This window comes from Xylocopilactobacillus apis, from assembly GCF_033095965.1.
Lineage (GTDB): Bacteria > Bacillota > Bacilli > Lactobacillales > Lactobacillaceae > Xylocopilactobacillus > Xylocopilactobacillus apis.
In genome coordinates this window covers 1,086,309-1,102,592 of record NZ_AP026801.1, presented here as the reverse complement: position 1 = coordinate 1,102,592, position 16,284 = coordinate 1,086,309, and the positions used below count along the sequence as shown (strand labels likewise).

Below are 16,284 nucleotides of genomic sequence, written 5' to 3'. Positions count from 1 at the left end.
AAATTTTTGGAAGAAAAAAGAACTAAACCGTTAGTTGTATATGGTGGAACTTTAATTTATTTTTGCCTCAACTTATTTTTACTTTTTAACCACGAACCATGGCGTGATGAGATAAACGCTTGGCTTTTTGCTCGTGATTCAAGCACTTGGCAGATTTTTACGGGCTCAATTCAACAAGGGCATCCTTCTTTGTGGTATTACTTCCTTGCAATTTTTGCAAAGATGGGTTTACCGATTATCACTCTTAATGTTTTAAGTTTACTAGTTATGACAGTGACGGCCTTTCTTTTATTAAAATTTGGGCCATTTAGTCAGACCATTAAGCTTATTTTGCTTTTTACTCCGATGTTTCTTTATAACTACCCAGTTATTTCAAGGAATTATTGCTTAATCGGATTATTAATGGTTCTGCTTTGCGTCTTTTATCAGAATCGTCATACTAATCCTTGGCCTTACGGAATTTCTTTAGCTCTTTTGATTCATACCCATTTAATGATGATTGGGGTAGCGTTTATCCTGTGGCTCATTTATTTAATTGAATTATGGAAAGAAAAAGACCGCAAAAAAAGCGAATTTGGAGTTTTAATTCTAGTTTCCCTCAGTACCATTATTCTCTTCATTCAGGTGGTATTTTTAAATAAAGTCAACGTGATTGTCGGCACAACTTCGGGACCAACTGCTGGTTTTGTTATGAGTGACTATCTGACTACTGTTTGGAAATTTTTCTCAGATACATTTGTAACTTTAAAAGTCCCAGCTATAATTACTGTTATTTTCTGGCTGATTTTGTTCATTTATTTAGGAATTTACTATCGTAAACAATTTTTTATCTTATTAGTTTCGACCGTTTTCATGGCACTAGTCAGTGCTTTTGTATACAGCACCATCATCTATATGCAGGCTAAAGTTATTTCACTATTTTATATTTTGCTTTATATTATGTGGACGATTTTAGAAGACCATGATTATCAGCCGTATGAAATAATTTCAAAAACTGGTTTAGCAGGGGACACGTTTAGTTATGTCTTTATTGGAGCGATTGTTGTTGTTGGTGCAATTTCAAGTTTCAGTAACGCAGTGGATGCTGTTCAGGACTTTAACGAACCTTTTTCAGAATCAAAAGAAGTAGGGGAGTACATCAACAAAGAATTACCAAGTGATGCGGTGCTGATTGATACCAATGCCTTTCTTGCAACCCCAGTAGTGGGTTATATGAAACCGACTCAAAAGATGATTGACATTCGAGCAATGAAGAAGTTAACTTATACTCCTTGGGATTATGATTACTTTTGGAACATGCCTTTTTCGAAATTTAAGAAAAATATCGAAAAAATTAAAAATAAATACAGTCATGTCTATTGGCTATATAATAATACTGGAACGCAAGGCTTAGAGTATCAGCCAAAAATTGATAAAATGATCATGCGTTACTATACAAACCAAGATATTGTTGACTACGCTCAGAAGTTACCATCACCTACTGTGTTTGATAATAAGGCAATCAATGGTGATGAGAGTAATTATATGATTTTTAAGCTTAAATGATTAGTTAACAATGAACTCTAGCTTTGATATAATTCTTTTAGGATTGAATATGTAGAGGTAATAGATTGGATAATATGCAAGAGACAAGTCAAAATCGTTCAGAAACAGAGAATGAATTTTCTATTAAACTAAATCCCCGCGAAATCGCCGATAAAAATTTTGATACCAGATTACGTGGTTTTGATAAAGATCAGGTTAATGAGTTTTTAGATGATGTCATTAAAGACTATGAAAATTATATTCAGGAAGTTGATCGGCTGACCCGTGAGAATCAACGCTTAATTCGTAGAGCTGATGAATTAAGCAAACAATTGACCGTTGCTAAACAAACAGGCGGCATGAACAAAAATAGTGCGGTCACAAATTATGATATTTTAAAGAGAATTTCTAATCTTGAAAGAAAAGTTTTCGGTCTGAAACTGGATAATTCTGATTAATTATATTATCATATTCATTTGTGCAGACTTTGGGTAATCGCGGTTAGCTGATGCTGGCTGAGGAAAGTCCATGCTCACATTCGCTGAAATGCGAATAGTGTTCGTGCTTGACCCAATAAGTCAAGGTACATTTCTATGTAACGGCGGATAAGTCTGCTAAGGATTTTATCTATGCAGACCTCCATAAAGTGCCACAGAGACGAGTTATAAAGAAATTTATAAGTGGAACGGGTAAACCCCACGAGTGAGCAACCCAAACTACGGTAGGGGCATATTGATCGAGGAATTAAACTTAGGTCGATATCGCTAAAGCGAAGACAGATGATTACCGAAGAAAACATCTAACTGGGATGTTTTTTGAACAGAACATGGCTTATAGAAGTTTGCACTTCAGTACCTAGGTTTTTGCGACCTAGGTTTTTTTTATAGATAAAGAGGAAATAATGAAATTAGTAGCAAATGTAGCTAGCGGCATCGAATCAATTACGAAAAGAGAACTAATTGATTTAGGATACGATCCTAAACCAGAAAATGGCAAAATTTACTTTGAAGGAGAATATGAAGACGTTGCTAAAACGAATCTTTGGCTTCGAAGTGCAGATCGAATTCAGATCGTTTTAAAGGAATTTAAAGCGCATTCTTTTGAAGAATTATTTGATAAAATTTTTGAAATGTCTTGGGAAGAGATAATTCCTTTAAATGGTCAAATTATTGTCAATGCGAAAAGCAAATTATCAAAACTATTTAGTCTTTCAGATATCCAAGCAATTACAAAACGTGCAATTATCAAAAAATTGCAGAAGATCTATCATCGTTCAGGAAGATTACCAGAATCTGGAGCAGTGTACAGTCTTAGTATCCGTTTTGAAAAAAACAAGGCTGAGGTTCTCTTAGATACTACCGGAGACAGTCTTTTTAAACGCGGATACCGAATCGAGAAAGGTGTCGCCCCGCTTAAAGAAAACATGGCAGCTAGTTTAATCATGTTAACTAATTGGCATCCGGACCTACCATTTGTTGATCCGATGACAGGTTCTGGGACATTAGCAATTGAAGCAGCTTTAATCGGTGCTAATATTGCTCCTGGTCTAAAGAGAGATTTTTTATTCAATCATTTTGACGATGTTGATTCTAAAATTTTAGAAGATCAGAAAAAAGCAGCCAAAGAAGCAATCGACCGCAGTGTTAAATTAGAAATATCAGCTAGTGATATTGATCAGAATATGATTTCTATGAGTGAGCAAAATGCGCACGGAGCAGGAATTTATAATTTAATTCATTTTAAACAGATTGCTCTTCGTGATTTAGACCTGCCAAATGAAAAAGGGGTTATTATCGTTAATCCTCCATATGGTAAAAGAATGGGAGAAGAATCGCAGGCAAAAGAACTTTACCGCCAAATGGGCAAGAAATTTATTCCGCTCGATAAATGGAGCAAATATGTGATTACAAGTGATTTAGATTTTGAAGATTACTATGGGATGAAAGCCACAAAAAAAAGGAAGTTATTTAACGGGGCAATTAGAACCGATTACTTCCAATTTTGGGGTGAAAATTAAAGAATTGGTGACAATAGTCTTGAAAAGTCTTGCTTGAAATGCTCCCAACCACTCTGATTATTTATAACTTCGTCATTTAATTCAGTACATTCTTTAATATCATCTAAGAATGTTTTTGCAAGTTCATCATTGAACTTTTCGCCGTAAATAAATTCAGTTGCTTCAAAGTTTAGCTTAAAAGAACGAATATCGATATTTGCCGAACCAATTGTTGACACCATATCGTCAAAAATTGAGGTTTTAGCGTGGAGAAATCCGTTGTTGTAAATATAGATTTTAACTCCAATATCATAAAAATATTTAGCATAATATTGGGTTGCACGATAAATAAATGGATGATCGGGAAAACTTGGAATCATGATTCTCACGTCAATGCCTGATTTAGCAGCACTGACAAGAGCATCGGAGAAACTGTCGCTTGGTACCAAATAAGGAGTCTGGAGCCAAATTCTCTTTTTGGCTGTTGAAACTAATTTAATTAATCCCATTTCAATTTGGTCAATCCTTTCATCAGGACCGCTCGTGACTAACTGCATATAAGTGTTACTTCTACTAATTGGATTGGCAATTTCGTGCGTTGAAATAATTTGAGGATACTCAAGCCATTTTTTACGATCAACGGTTGCATTATAATCCATAATAAATCTAACAGTCAGAGCTCGAACGGCTTCACCTTCTACGAGAATATGAGTGTCCCGCCAGTTACCAAACTTCTTTTTAAGACCTAGATACTGATCTCCAATATTAAAACCGCCAATTAATCCGACTTTTTCATCAACAACGACAATTTTACGGTGATTTCGATAATTTAAACGAAAATCAGTGATAACATAACGGGAAGAGAAGAAGAGTTCAACATTTCCTCCGGCTTTTCGAAGCGGGAGCCAGAAGTGACGAAAAACTCCCATTGACCCCCAGCCATCATAGATTACGTAAACTTTAACGCCTTGCTGGACTTTTTTAATCAAGGCGTCACGGAATTTATGTCCAACTTTATCAGCGTAAATAGTGTAAAATTCAACGTATATTGATTCTTCTGCTCCGTCAATGAGTTCAAAAAGTTCATCGAAGAAATCTTTACTTTTAGTAAAGATTTGAGGCTTTTCAGATGTTAAAACTGGCGAGGCATTTAAACTAAAGAATAGGTTTACGAGCTGTTCAATGTCAGCTGGAAATTTATGACTTTTTTTGGTGATTAAGGCTTTTTGTCTGTCTAGTGCATTGCTGATACCTTGCGAGTAGCTGTCTTGAATTCGGCTGATTTTAGTTTTAGACATCCCACGTCCGAAAAACATGTAAAGGGTTAATCCTACAACCGGCAGTAATATTAAAACCAATAACCAGGCCCAAGTTGCAGCAATATCTCTAGGCGTACGCATGACAACAAATATTGAAAGGATTGTATTGATAAGCACAATGGCAATTAAAACATAAATGAATATCCGCACTATTTTTTCTTCCCTGATTGTAAATTTTTCTTAGAACTTTATTTATTGTAAAATAAATTTATCATTTTTACATAAGCAAAGCAGGTGTATTATCAAATTTAATTATCGTCCTAGTTTACCACTACAAATATTTCATTGGGCAGTGATCAGTATTTTTTTATTTATTTCATTTGTTTTTCAAATGGAATATACGTATTTAAATTGGCCGACAGTTGCCTTTTTAATTGTATTTATTGTCCTGTCTTTTATTGAAGCTACACGCTATTCAATGGTAATTAATACTGATGAAGAAAAAATTACCAAATACAGTTTGTATCAGTGGGTAACTAAAGAAGAAGTTTTTTCTAATTTAGCTGAGGTTGTTTTTTATCAGAAATATATGATTATCAAATTTAAAGATGATTCATGGTGCTTATATTTTAAAAAAGAAGATCTTAGTTCGCTTAAAAGTTTTTTTAAGAGTCAAAAAATCAAAATCATTGAATCAAAACAAAATAAAGTTTTCGATCAATTTTTTGAACAAAAATAAAAGGAGTTGTTAATTTGGATGAATTAAAAATTGCCCGTGAGGCAAAAAAAGAACCAATCGAGAAAATCTGTACTGAACTTGGAATTGAAAGAGAAGATTATGAACCTTATGGCAATTATATTGCTAAAGTAAAGATTCCATCGCAAAGCGTTAAGAATGATAAATTAATTCTAGTTACGGCGATGAATTCAACACCAGCAGGCGAAGGAAAAACGACTCTTTCAATTGGACTCGCTGACGCCATGAATTCTTTAGGCTATAAGACCGTTTTAGCCTTGCGCGAGCCTTCTATGGGACCAGTAATGGGACGAAAAGGCGGAGCAACCGGCGGGGGATACTCACAAATTGTTCCTCGTGCAGAAATTGATTTACATTTTACTGGTGATTTCCACGCTCTCCAAATTGCCAATAATACTTTAGCAGCTCTTATTGATAACGATATTTATCAGGGAAATCCTCATCAATTGGATCCAAAATCAATCATTTTCACGCGAATTTTAGACGTTAATGATCGTGCTTTAAGAGAAACTATTATTGGTCTTGGCAGTAAAGTAAACGGAGTTATCAGACCAGATCAGTTTGAAATTACCGCTGCCAGTGAGTTGATGGCGATCCTTTGTTTAGCGAAAGATTATGTTGATCTTAAAGAGCGAATTGGCAAGATCTTAGTTGGCTATACGTATGAAGGAAATCCCGTCACAGTTAAAGAATTAGGATTTGTCGGACCAGTGGCTGCTATTTTATCGAGTGCAATACGTCCTAATTTAGTTCAAACGCTCGATCATAATCCAGCGTTTGTTCACGGAGGACCATTTGCAAATATTGCGCACGGTGCTAATAGCATTTTAGCAACCAAATTAGCATTAAAATATGGTGACTATGCAATTACTGAAGCAGGATTTGGTTCTGACCTCGGAGCAGAGAAGTTTATTGATCTTGTTTCTCGTAAATTAGAAGTCACTCCAAAAGTGATTGTTATCGTTGCTAGTATCCGTTCTTTGAAGTTCCAAGTCCAAGGCTCAATGGATCAAATTCTTGAAGAGAATATTGACGATGTCAAAAAAGGATATGCTAATTTACAGCAGCACATTCAAAATTTGACTAGTACGGGCATCAAAGTAGTAGTTGGCATCAACAAATTTTACACTGATACAGATGATGAATTTAAAGCGTTAACTGAACTTTTAGATCAAGATCAATTTAAATGGGCAATTTGTGAAACTTACGAAAAAGGAGCTGCCGGTGGTAAAGATCTCGCTGAAATTGTTCACTCCTTAGTTGAAGAAAAACCTGAAAAAGTTAAACGATTCTATGAATTAAACGATACTCTCGAAGAAAAAATTGAAAAAGTGGCCAAAAAAGTTTATCGCTCTGAGCAAGTTGAATATAGTACAGCTGCTAAAAAGGCAATTAAACAGCTAAAAGATAATCATTGGGATCAGCTGCCAATTTGTATTGCCAAAACGCCACAGTCTTTTAGTGATGATGCAAATGTTCTTGGTGCACCACGCGGTTTTACATTACACATCAGAGACATTAAGCCAAAACTTGGTGCCGGCTTCATTGTTGTTTATACTGGCAAGATTTTAACTATGCCGGGACTTCCAAAGGAACCTGAGGCTCTTAACATTGATCTTGATCAAGACGGAAATATTACTGGACCGGTTTAATGAGTAATAAAATTAAATCTTTGATCATTTTTGTTGTGGTATTGCTCGATCAGCTCTTGAAATATTTTGTGAAAACAAGTATTGCAACAGGTGCTGAATTAAAAATGATTCCGGGTGTTATTTCGCTTACTAATATTAAAAATTCTGGCGCTGCCTGGAGTCTTTGGGAAGGCAAAACCTGGATTTTTATTATTGTTACGATTATTTTTATTCCATTTGCTGTTTACTTTTTATTTTTTAAGAAATACCAGAGTAAATGGTTCAACGTGGGACTTTCATTAATTTTAGGTGGGACGATTGGTAACTTTATTGACCGGATTTTTCAAAAACAGGTTATTGATATGTTGATGCTTAAATTTATGGATTTTCCTATTTTTAATCTTGCCGATACGGCAATAAATATCGGGGTTCTTTGTTTGATCATTTATCTTTTTCAAAGCGGAAAGGAAAACACTGTTGAATAAAATCTCGATTTCAAAAGAATCCGGTCGGTTAGACAAAATTTTAAATGAGAAATTAGAACTTTCAAGAAGCCAAATTCAACGCTTAATTAGTGAAGGCAATATTACATTAAATGGTAAATCTACCAAAGCTAATGTTAAGCCAAAAGAGGGTGATTTGATTGAAGTTAGTGAAGTTGAAAGGCCACCTTTAAAGGCAGAACCAGAAGACATCCCACTCGATATTGTTTATGAGGATGATGACGTTCTTGTAGTCAATAAGCCAGCTGGCATGGTTGTTCACCCAGCCAGCGGTCACTTTCACGGAACCTTAGTTAATGCTTTAATGTATCACACTAATTTAGCTGAAAATGATAATGCTTTTCGACCGGGAATTGTCCATCGTATTGATAAAGATACAAGTGGGCTTTTGATGGTAGCTAAATCTGAATTAGCCTTGCAAAGTCTCAGCGATCAGCTTAAAAAGAAAGAAACTCTTCGCAAATATTATGCTTTAGTTAGCGGCAGAATAACTGAAGACGAGGGAACGATCGATGCACCGCTTGATCGGGATCCCAAGAATCGGCTTAAGCGAGCGGTTATTGCTGGTGGTAAATCTGCGGTAACTCATTTTTTTGTTGAAAAAAGATATGATAATTTTACTTTTATAAGTTGTAAACTAGAAACAGGCCGTACTCATCAAATTAGAGTTCATCTTAAATATATCGGTCATCCCGTAGTAGGAGATCCCTTATATGGATCAAAAGAGACAATCAAAATGCATAATGGCCAGTTATTACACGCAGGAGTCTTGGGATTTATTCACCCTCGAACCAAAGAGTTTCTTAGTTTTAGTTCTCCGTTACCTGCTTATTTTGAAGAAATTTTAAATACCTTGGAGTAAAAAATGGTTAAAAAAATAATTAATTCAATTACTTTAAAACGTTCAATTACGAGAATTGCGGTTGAAATAATTGAAGAGAACAATAATTACAAAAATAACTTAATTTTTGTTGGCATTGAAGAAGCAGGTAATGAAATTGCGAAAAGATTGGCTGGAGCAATTAATGATCTGGAAGATGTTACAATTCCGGTTTTGACATTAGATGAAATAATCAAACAAAACGTTGATGTTAAAGAAAAAATTGTAATTTTAATAACTAAAGTTGTGTCTAAAGGCTGGTTAGTTGAACAAGCAATCAATAAAATTTTGTCTTTAGGAAAACCTAAAGCAATTCAACTGGCGGTTTTAATCGATCGTGGTCATCGTGAATTGCCAATTGGTGCCAATTACATTGGCAAAAATGTACCTACTTCAAAATCTGAATTTGTAGAAGTCCACTTAAATGAACTTGATGGAGAAGATGCTGTTTATCTAAAATGAAAAAGTATTTAATTTTAAACGATGGATCAACTTTTGAGGGTGATTCATTTGGCAGTGATTCGGTAGGGACCGGGCGCCTAGTATTTAATTTGGTTAATAATAACGTTACGGAATCTTTAACCACCCCTCATAATTTTGGATCTATTGTTGTTTCAAGTGATCCGATTGTGGGAATTAGAGAAATTGAAACCATGGATTTACAATCCTTAGAAACAAACATTAAAGGTTTTATTGTTAATAGCTTTTTAACGATTAACCGCCCAGAAGGCATAAATTTAGACCGTTATCTAAAAGAGAAAAACATTCCGGGAATTTATAACGTAAACGTTCATAAATTAATTGAGCATCTTAAAGACGTCAAGGAAATGGATGCAACGATTATCGATTATGTAGATGATCACGCTTTTGATCAATTAAGGGCTTTTGTTAATCCTAATAATCTAACGGACTTTGTTTCTACAAAGGGACCTTATTTAATCCCCGGTATCAAAAAAACGGTGGTTGTTTTAGATTTGGGCTTAAAAACCAATTTATATCGTTCTTTAGTTGAAGCAGGGCTCAATTGTGTGGTTTTACCCCACGATTCCTCAGTTGAAACTATTGATTCTTATCATCCTTCGGGAATTATTATTACTAACGGTCCAGGCAACGTAACAGAATTAGCATCGTTAATTGATGAAATAGTTGACTTGTCTGAAAAGTATTCTATTTTAGGAATTGGGTTAGGACAGGAATTAATTGCTAAAGCTTTTGAAATTAATTCTTTTGAAAAAGAACAGATTCCGCGTTATGAAACTCAATTTGTAGTTGAAAGATCAACTGGCGAAGTTTCTCAGGTAAGAGATGATTCAAACTATGAAATCCCTTTTAATGAAAAAATAAAGAAAATTGCTTTTGTTCTTTTTACAGATGTTAATCGTCAACAGGTTAAGGCTTTTAGAATTCGTAAACATAATGTAATTGGAATTTCTTTTGATCTAGAATATGCCGGAAGCGGAAGAAATTACCTCTTAGATGAGTTTATTGAGAATCTAGCCTGAAAGAGTGAAGTACTTTGCGTAATATTGTTTTAATTGGAAGTATAAAAAATAATAACAATAAATATTCAATCCTCAATGAATTTTTAACGGAAATTGTTAATTCTTTGACCGAGAGATTTGATCAAGTTTTTTTGGTTAATACTGATTTTAAGATTATTAATTCTAAGATTAAACAGATGCGGTTTGATTTAAATCCTGAAGACTTTCAGTCATTTATCACCGATAACAAAATTAATTTTGTCTTTACTTTAGCCGGCGGAAAGTCGGTTCAATCTTTTATTTATCAATTTTTTTCGGACTTTCCCGAAGAGCGAAAGAAAATCAGATTTGTTGGGACCAGCTATCAATCATTAAAGATTTTAACTGACCGCCAAGAAACTGAGCATTTTCTTAAACTAAATCAAGTTAACTTTCCTAGTGTCAAACTTATTACTAATAAGAATAATAATATTAGAGACATTGCATTAACTTTTCCTACCAGATTAAGGTTAATTAGTCCGAAAACCAGATCATTAGGGCTTTTTTATAATTTTGAAAGTTTATTAGAGGCCGTTCAAGATAACTTAGGTGAAGATACTGTTTTGCAGTTGGAAGAGTCTGCTCATGGTGATAAAGAAGTTGAAGTAATTGGACTAAGGGATCGCTATCAAAATATTAGAATTTTGATTCATAATGAAAAAATTGATCCCGTAGGAGTTCATCGCGATCATTCACTTGTTATTTATCCCGCGGTTACTCTTTTAAGAAGAGAAATTGATGAGATGGACCGAATTGTTCATCGAATTATGAAAGAAATAAATACGCCAATTATCCAAATTAGATTTGCTATTAGTGATCTTGGGCAATTTCGTGTGCTTTCAATTCATAGCGACTTAACAACCTCTGAATTGATCGTTACTAAAACTTTTCACCTTAATCTAGCAAAAGTTATTGTCGAATTAGCTTGCGGAAGAACTATTTTAGAATTAAGCCGTACTAATCCTAACCTGTTAGCTTCTGATTTAGATTTCTTTACGATCGTAGGCCCTTATCATGAAGTTGATCATTCTTCAGTAAAAAGTTTAACTGTCGCATCTCGCAAGCGCGCTAATTCTTTAGTTATGATGATGGAATCAAATTTGGTATTAGGCATTAGAAATACTTTGATCGAGCTGGGAGGAGTTCATCAGAGCGAAATCGATAAATATTTAACTCAACTTTCAGATAATTATTTAGTTAGACAAATGATGAACGTTAGAATTTTTCGCTTATTTTTTATTTTGGAGGCGATTAAGCGTGATTTTCTTTTAGAAGATATTGCTGAAATTACTAAAATCGACCAGGGATTTCTAGAAATTCTAAAATGTGTTTCAGAAGTATTTGTTAATAAAAATCAGCTGTTAGAAAATAATTGGCAAAGTCCAAATTATAAAGATCAGAATATATTTTTCCCAGTTCAAGCAGAAGTCAGCGATCAGTGTTTGGTTAGAGACGATCAAATTGTCATTCGTTTTGATACAAAAAAAATAGATCATTATTCAAATGTCTATCGTTATTATTTAAGGTCCATTATTAAATTACTTGTTCAAAACAACAAAAAAGTTTTGTTGTTAAATAACTCATTTGATAACTTTGATTTTAAAGATTTGAGTGTTATTCAGCTTCCAATGGAGCTGGTTGATTTTAAAGCTGATATTGATGAATTATCCGTGATCAGTAAAAAGTCTTTTGAGTTCGGAGTTATTAGCGATGGTTCAAAAATAGTTTGTTCACAAGTTATCGAATTAAACAAAAATAATATTGTTCAAGGGGTTAGAAATATTGAAGAATTTTTAAAACAAATTTCACTAAAAAAAGATCAACTGTGTATGACTTACTCTTTTAATCTAACAGATGATGGAAAAGTTGAAGATTTAACTTTGGATAAATCATTATCGAGGGCATTTTATTTTTCTGATCCGGTAATCTTAAAAGAAGCATTATCTTTGTTTGTTAATGTAAAATCAGGCCTTTAGTTTATCAATTAGACTTTCTTCAGGGGTAACAGAGATTGTTTTTTGACCTGTAAAGATAACAAACCCTGGTTTACTGCCATTAGGCTTTTTAATATTTTTAATCGGAACATAATCGACTGGTACTTGGGCAGAGTGGCGGGATTTTGAATAATAAGCAGCAATCATTGCTCCCTCATAAATGGTCTGTTCGCTAGGATTTGGATCTTTAATAATGACGTGTGATCCGGGAATGTTTTTAGTGTGAAGCCAATAATCTGTTTTTTGAGAGTCGTGGAGGGTTAACCTTTCATTTTGCATGTTATTACGCCCGACTAAAATCTTAGTCCTGTCACTAGAAATGTATTCTAATGGTTTGCTTTTAACGGATCTGTGATGTTTTCCAGCAGAATTTTGGACTTTCAGATACTTTTCTTTTATTAGCTCATTTTTAATCTCATCAAGAGTATTGTAGTCTGCTAAATCAATTTGCGTCAGAATTGTTTCTAAGTAGTTGATTTCCTCTTCGGTACTTTTAACTTGCTGGTCAATATGTTTGAGCGAATTTTGCAATTTGCGGTATTTTTTGTAGTATTTTTGAGCATTTTTCTGTGGGCTTAGTTCGGGATCTAAAGAGATTGTGATTTTACTATCTGGTTCGTAGTTATTTTCAACTGTAATTTCATTTAATCCTTGTTTAATCTCGTTAAGATGAATGGTAATTAAATCACCCTTAATTCGGTAATTATCTGAATTTTGGGCCTTTTTTAGATCTTTCTTTAAATTCAAAAGTTTACGCTGATCTTTTTTTAACAGCCCGTCAACATGCGTCAGCATTGACTGAGCTGCCTGTTTGTTTCTCGCAAAAGCTGATTTTTCTGAAAAATATGAATCCAGTAATTCAGAAAATGAAGCGAATGATTTGGTTGTAAGATCAATTGACTCATAAGGAAAAATCGTAAAATTTACTGGCTGTTTATGATCGTCATAATAAATAGTCGGGTTAGGGTGATCAAGCTGTTCGAAAAATTCCTGCCAGGCCTTAATTGGATCTTTATTTAACATTCTAAAAGCTAATTCTTTTTTGGTATCTTTTCCCAGCCCTTGAAAATATGCTAAAAATTCACTGATTTCTTTTTCTGTTGGACGCGGAAAAGTTAAATCATTACTTTTTGTTAAATAATCAAAAGGGTTTAATTTTTGCTGTAATTCGGGTAGTTCATAAGGAAAATCGGGAACCAAAACTCTTTTTTGGTCAGTATCAATATTTCCTCTTTTTAAAAGATCGATGATTTTTTCGCTTTTTTCGTCGACAAGCAGGACATTAGCTCTTCTTCCCATCATTTCAGCAACTAAGGAAAAATCCATTTTATCGCCTAAATCATTGATATTAGTCAAATGAATTAGTACAATGCGGTCATTACCAATTTGTTCTAATTCTTTAATTTGTGCTCCTTGTAAATATTTTCTGAGAATCATTGTAAAAGGATAAGGACGCGTAGGGGCAAGGAACGACTGGTTAGTAAGATTTATTTGTTGAAATTCTGGATGGATTGAGATTTCAAGGTTACGATTTTTTCGCTGCTGGCGAATTGTTAGAATAATTTCAAAAGATGATGGCATTTGAATTTTAGTAATTCTGCCACCTGCTATTGAAGGTTTAAGTTCTTTAATTAAACTGTGAATAAAGGTTCCGTCAAAACTCATAATTGTCTCTTTCTTAATTGTTTGTATAACTAGTTTATATTATTTTGTTGGTAGTTTGGTTTGATTTTGTAAATCTTGTATAATAAATAAAGTTTTTTAAGGAGTATTTTATATGAAAATCGGCTTAGTGACAGATAGCAGCTCAACTTTATTTCCTGAAGAAATAAAAAAATATAATATTGAAGTAGTGTCAATTCCAGTTGAAATTGGTGGGAAGACTTATCACGAAGGCGAAGATATCTCAACGGCTGAATTTTATGACAAGTTAAAAACAAGTAAAAAATTGCCTAAAACTTCGCAGCCAAGTATTGCGGAAACCATAGATCGATATCGGAAATTAGCAGATGAGGGTTGCGATGCAATCATCAGTATCCATATTACATCAACAATTTCTGGTTTTGTCTCCAATTTGAAATCAGAATTGAAAAGTTTTAAAGGACCGAAAGTATACGTTTTTGATTCTTGGATTACCGTTCGTTTAATGGGACATTTAGTTCTTTATGCCGCTAAACAAATCGAAAAAGATGGCGATCAATCCGATCCTGAACAGATAATTGATAATTTAAAGAAAATAAGAGCTTCTATCGGTGAATATTTTATTGTCAATGATCTTCAAAACTTAGTTAAAGGCGGGCGTTTATCGAATGCCGGAGCTTTTATTGGTAATGTGCTTAAGATTAAACCTCTGCTTACTTTTGATGACGACAGCCACAAGATCGTAGCTTTTGAAAAGGTTCGTTCAATTAAAAGAGCTAATGCAAGGATTGAAGAGCTGTTTCAGCGTGATGTTTCTAAACTGGATTATCCAATTAAGGTATTGGTAATTCAAGGTAACGATGAGGAAGAAGCTGAGCGGTGGATGCAAAATTTAAAAGAAAAATATCCTGACTTTTCATATGAAATTAGTTATTTTGGCCCAGTAGTTGGAACCCATTTAGGTGATAAATCAATCGGGGTAACATGGCTTATGGATTATGATAAAGTTTTGTTAAGTGGAGATTAATAATGGAAAATGATTTTCCGCAGGCTTTGACAATTGCTGGATCCGATTCAGATGGCTCGGCGGGAATGGAAGCAGATCTCCATTCTTTCTTTAAGCGCAAAGTTTATGGATTAGTTGTTTTAACTGCAGCCGTAGCAGGTAATTCTTATGGAGTTTTTAATCGCTGTAATCTGCCGGAAGATTTTATTCAGGCGGAATTTAAAAACTTAGCAGCTGATTTTAAGATTAGAGCTGCAAAGACTGGAATGCTTGCCGATGCGCCTTTAATTTCACTGGTTGCTAAAGAATACCAAAAGTATGATTTGGGCCCGTTGGTTGTTGATCCAGTTATTGTTTCAAAACACGGGGCCATTTTAATGGACGACCCTGGGATTGATATGTTAAGGTCGAAGCTGCTCCCTTTAGCAACAATTTTAACCCCTAATTTCAAAGAGGCCGAAAGGTTGACTGAAATGGATATCAAAGATGATTCTATGATTATTAAGGCAGCTTCTAAGCTTCGTTCTTGGGGTGCAAAAAATATTATGCTTAAGGGATCTCATGCTTTTGATAGTCAGCAAAAGGTTGTTCGTGATTATGTCTTGTTAGAAGACGGTAGTTCTTTTTGGATTGAAAATAGCTATATCGATACAAAAAGAATTAATGGGACAGGTGATACACTGTCTGCAATAATTACGGCAGAACTTGCTAAAGGCGAAAATATTCGTCAGGCAATAATGACAGCTAACGAAAATACTCATCGAGCATTAGCTGATTCTATTTTAGTGGGTCATAAATATGGTCCAATTAATCACTGGAAAATAAAGGAGAATTAATATAAATGAATCCAAAAAAGGATCAGAAAAATAAGATTATTATGGCAGTTGCCGCAGTAATTGTTGCTTTAGTTGTGATATTTGGCATTGTTAAACTAACTGGTAAAAACAATAATAAGAGTCAGTCTAGTAATAGCACTAATAAAGTAGTCAAAAAATCAACCAGCAATTCTAATAAATCATCAAACTCCAAGGTGAAATCAAGTATTACAAAAGGGAAATTTTTAAAGAAAGAACCTACTAAATCACAATTTAATAAAATAAAAGTAGCTGATACCAGCGAGAAAAACAGTAAAGGATCGACTTTAAGCGAAGCTGAAAAATTATTAGGGAAACCAACTAATTTAACAACCAATACTATCAAAGGGACAACTTCATCTTATGCAAATTGGACTTATATTCGAAAACAAACATCGGATAGTATTAGCTTAAGTATTTCTTTTACTAATCAGCGGGCAGTTTCAAAGGCAATTGTTGGTTTTAAAGTAGATCGTCCGAAAAAAATTAGCCTATCCGATTTTAATAACATCAAAAATGGAACGACTTATGATGAAGTTATCAAAGAGTTCGGCGAACCTAATGGTCTAACCGAAAGCATTTCCAGTAAAAAGACATTTAAAACTGCAATTTTTTCTTCGAATTTAAATACTAATCCATCAGATTCTAAGACAGCTAACGTAACTTTTGTATTTACCGCAAACAAATTGACAGCTAAAAATCAAACTGGTTTAAAGTAG

At 34.0% G+C, this 16,284-nt stretch carries 15 protein-coding genes and 1 other RNA gene; 14 read left to right on the top strand and 2 right to left on the bottom strand.

Features of this window, described 5'->3' with window-relative positions; translation table 11 throughout:
• The first annotated feature begins 6 nt into the window (after positions 1–6).
• The 4 genes from R8749_RS05235 (at position 7) to R8749_RS05220 (ending at position 3,541) form a co-directional block, all read left to right on the top strand.
• Entirely contained in the window at positions 7–1,545 is a 1,539-nt protein-coding gene (locus R8749_RS05235; protein WP_317698429.1) for a hypothetical protein, read from the top strand.
• A 74-nt stretch (positions 1,546–1,619) separates the two neighbouring features.
• Positions 1,620–1,982, top strand: a complete 363-nt coding sequence (gene gpsB, locus R8749_RS05230) for a cell division regulator GpsB (RefSeq protein ID WP_317698521.1) — start codon at positions 1,620–1,622, stop codon at positions 1,980–1,982.
• A gap of 25 nt (positions 1,983–2,007) precedes the next feature.
• An RNA gene (gene rnpB / locus R8749_RS05225) (RNase P RNA component class B) lies at positions 2,008–2,363 on the top strand.
• 62 nt (positions 2,364–2,425) lie between these two features.
• Positions 2,426–3,541, top strand: a complete 1,116-nt coding sequence (locus R8749_RS05220; protein WP_317698427.1) for a THUMP domain-containing class I SAM-dependent RNA methyltransferase — start codon at positions 2,426–2,428, stop codon at positions 3,539–3,541.
• On the opposite strand, the gene cls is transcribed toward R8749_RS05220, so the two are convergent.
• Positions 3,538–4,989: a cardiolipin synthase gene (cls, locus tag R8749_RS05215; protein ID WP_317698426.1), complete on the bottom strand. Its 1,452-nt coding sequence runs from the start codon at positions 4,987–4,989 to the stop codon at positions 3,538–3,540. The genes R8749_RS05220 and cls overlap by 4 nt on opposite strands.
• A 40-nt stretch (positions 4,990–5,029) precedes the next feature.
• Here cls and R8749_RS05210 point away from each other — a divergent pair, with 40 nt between their 5' ends.
• Genes R8749_RS05210 through R8749_RS05180 form a run of 7 tightly spaced genes read left to right on the top strand, consistent with a single transcriptional unit; the run spans position 5,030 to position 12,046 of the window.
• On the top strand, positions 5,030–5,518 hold the full coding sequence (locus tag R8749_RS05210) for an EbsA family protein (protein ID WP_317698520.1): 489 nt from the start codon (positions 5,030–5,032) through the stop codon (positions 5,516–5,518).
• A gap of 14 nt (positions 5,519–5,532) precedes the next feature.
• A complete protein-coding gene (locus R8749_RS05205; RefSeq protein ID WP_317698424.1) occupies positions 5,533–7,188 on the top strand; it encodes a formate--tetrahydrofolate ligase in 1,656 nt (551 codons plus the stop codon).
• Positions 7,188–7,652 carry a signal peptidase II gene (gene lspA, locus R8749_RS05200; protein WP_317698423.1) on the top strand — a complete coding sequence of 155 codons (465 nt, stop codon included), beginning with the start codon at positions 7,188–7,190 and terminating at the stop codon, positions 7,650–7,652. The genes R8749_RS05205 and lspA overlap by 1 nt, the downstream gene beginning before the upstream one ends.
• A complete protein-coding gene (locus tag R8749_RS05195; protein ID WP_425613214.1) occupies positions 7,645–8,532 on the top strand; it encodes an RluA family pseudouridine synthase in 888 nt (295 codons plus the stop codon). The genes lspA and R8749_RS05195 overlap by 8 nt, the downstream gene beginning before the upstream one ends.
• 3 nt (positions 8,533–8,535) lie before the next feature.
• Positions 8,536–9,012 carry a type I phosphoribosyltransferase gene (locus R8749_RS05190; RefSeq protein WP_317698422.1) on the top strand — a complete coding sequence of 159 codons (477 nt, stop codon included), beginning with the start codon at positions 8,536–8,538 and terminating at the stop codon, positions 9,010–9,012.
• Entirely contained in the window at positions 9,009–10,052 is a 1,044-nt protein-coding gene (locus tag R8749_RS05185; protein WP_317698421.1) for a carbamoyl phosphate synthase small subunit, read from the top strand. The genes R8749_RS05190 and R8749_RS05185 overlap by 4 nt, the downstream gene beginning before the upstream one ends.
• Before the next feature lie 14 nt (positions 10,053–10,066).
• Positions 10,067–12,046: an ATP-binding protein gene (locus R8749_RS05180; RefSeq protein WP_317698420.1), complete on the top strand. Its 1,980-nt coding sequence runs from the start codon at positions 10,067–10,069 to the stop codon at positions 12,044–12,046.
• Here the strand turns inward: R8749_RS05180 and R8749_RS05175 are convergent.
• Positions 12,035–13,729, bottom strand: coding sequence for an Rqc2 family fibronectin-binding protein (locus tag R8749_RS05175; protein WP_317698419.1), 1,695 nt, complete (start codon positions 13,727–13,729; stop codon positions 12,035–12,037). The two genes, R8749_RS05180 and R8749_RS05175, sit on opposite strands and share 12 nt — an antisense overlap.
• Positions 13,730–13,841: 112 nt before the next feature.
• On the opposite strand from R8749_RS05175, the gene R8749_RS05170 reads away from it, so the two are divergent.
• The 3 genes from R8749_RS05170 to R8749_RS05160 are packed head-to-tail and all read left to right on the top strand — an operon-like array spanning position 13,842 to position 16,284.
• Positions 13,842–14,732, top strand: a complete 891-nt coding sequence (locus R8749_RS05170; protein ID WP_317698418.1) for a DegV family protein — start codon at positions 13,842–13,844, stop codon at positions 14,730–14,732.
• Between the two features lie 2 nt (positions 14,733–14,734).
• Complete coding sequence (gene thiD / locus R8749_RS05165; RefSeq protein ID WP_317698417.1) at positions 14,735–15,547, top strand: bifunctional hydroxymethylpyrimidine kinase/phosphomethylpyrimidine kinase; 813 nt, start codon at positions 14,735–14,737, stop codon at positions 15,545–15,547.
• Positions 15,548–15,552: 5 nt separating this feature from the next.
• Positions 15,553–16,284: a DUF3862 domain-containing protein gene (locus R8749_RS05160; RefSeq protein WP_317698415.1), complete on the top strand. Its 732-nt coding sequence runs from the start codon at positions 15,553–15,555 to the stop codon at positions 16,282–16,284.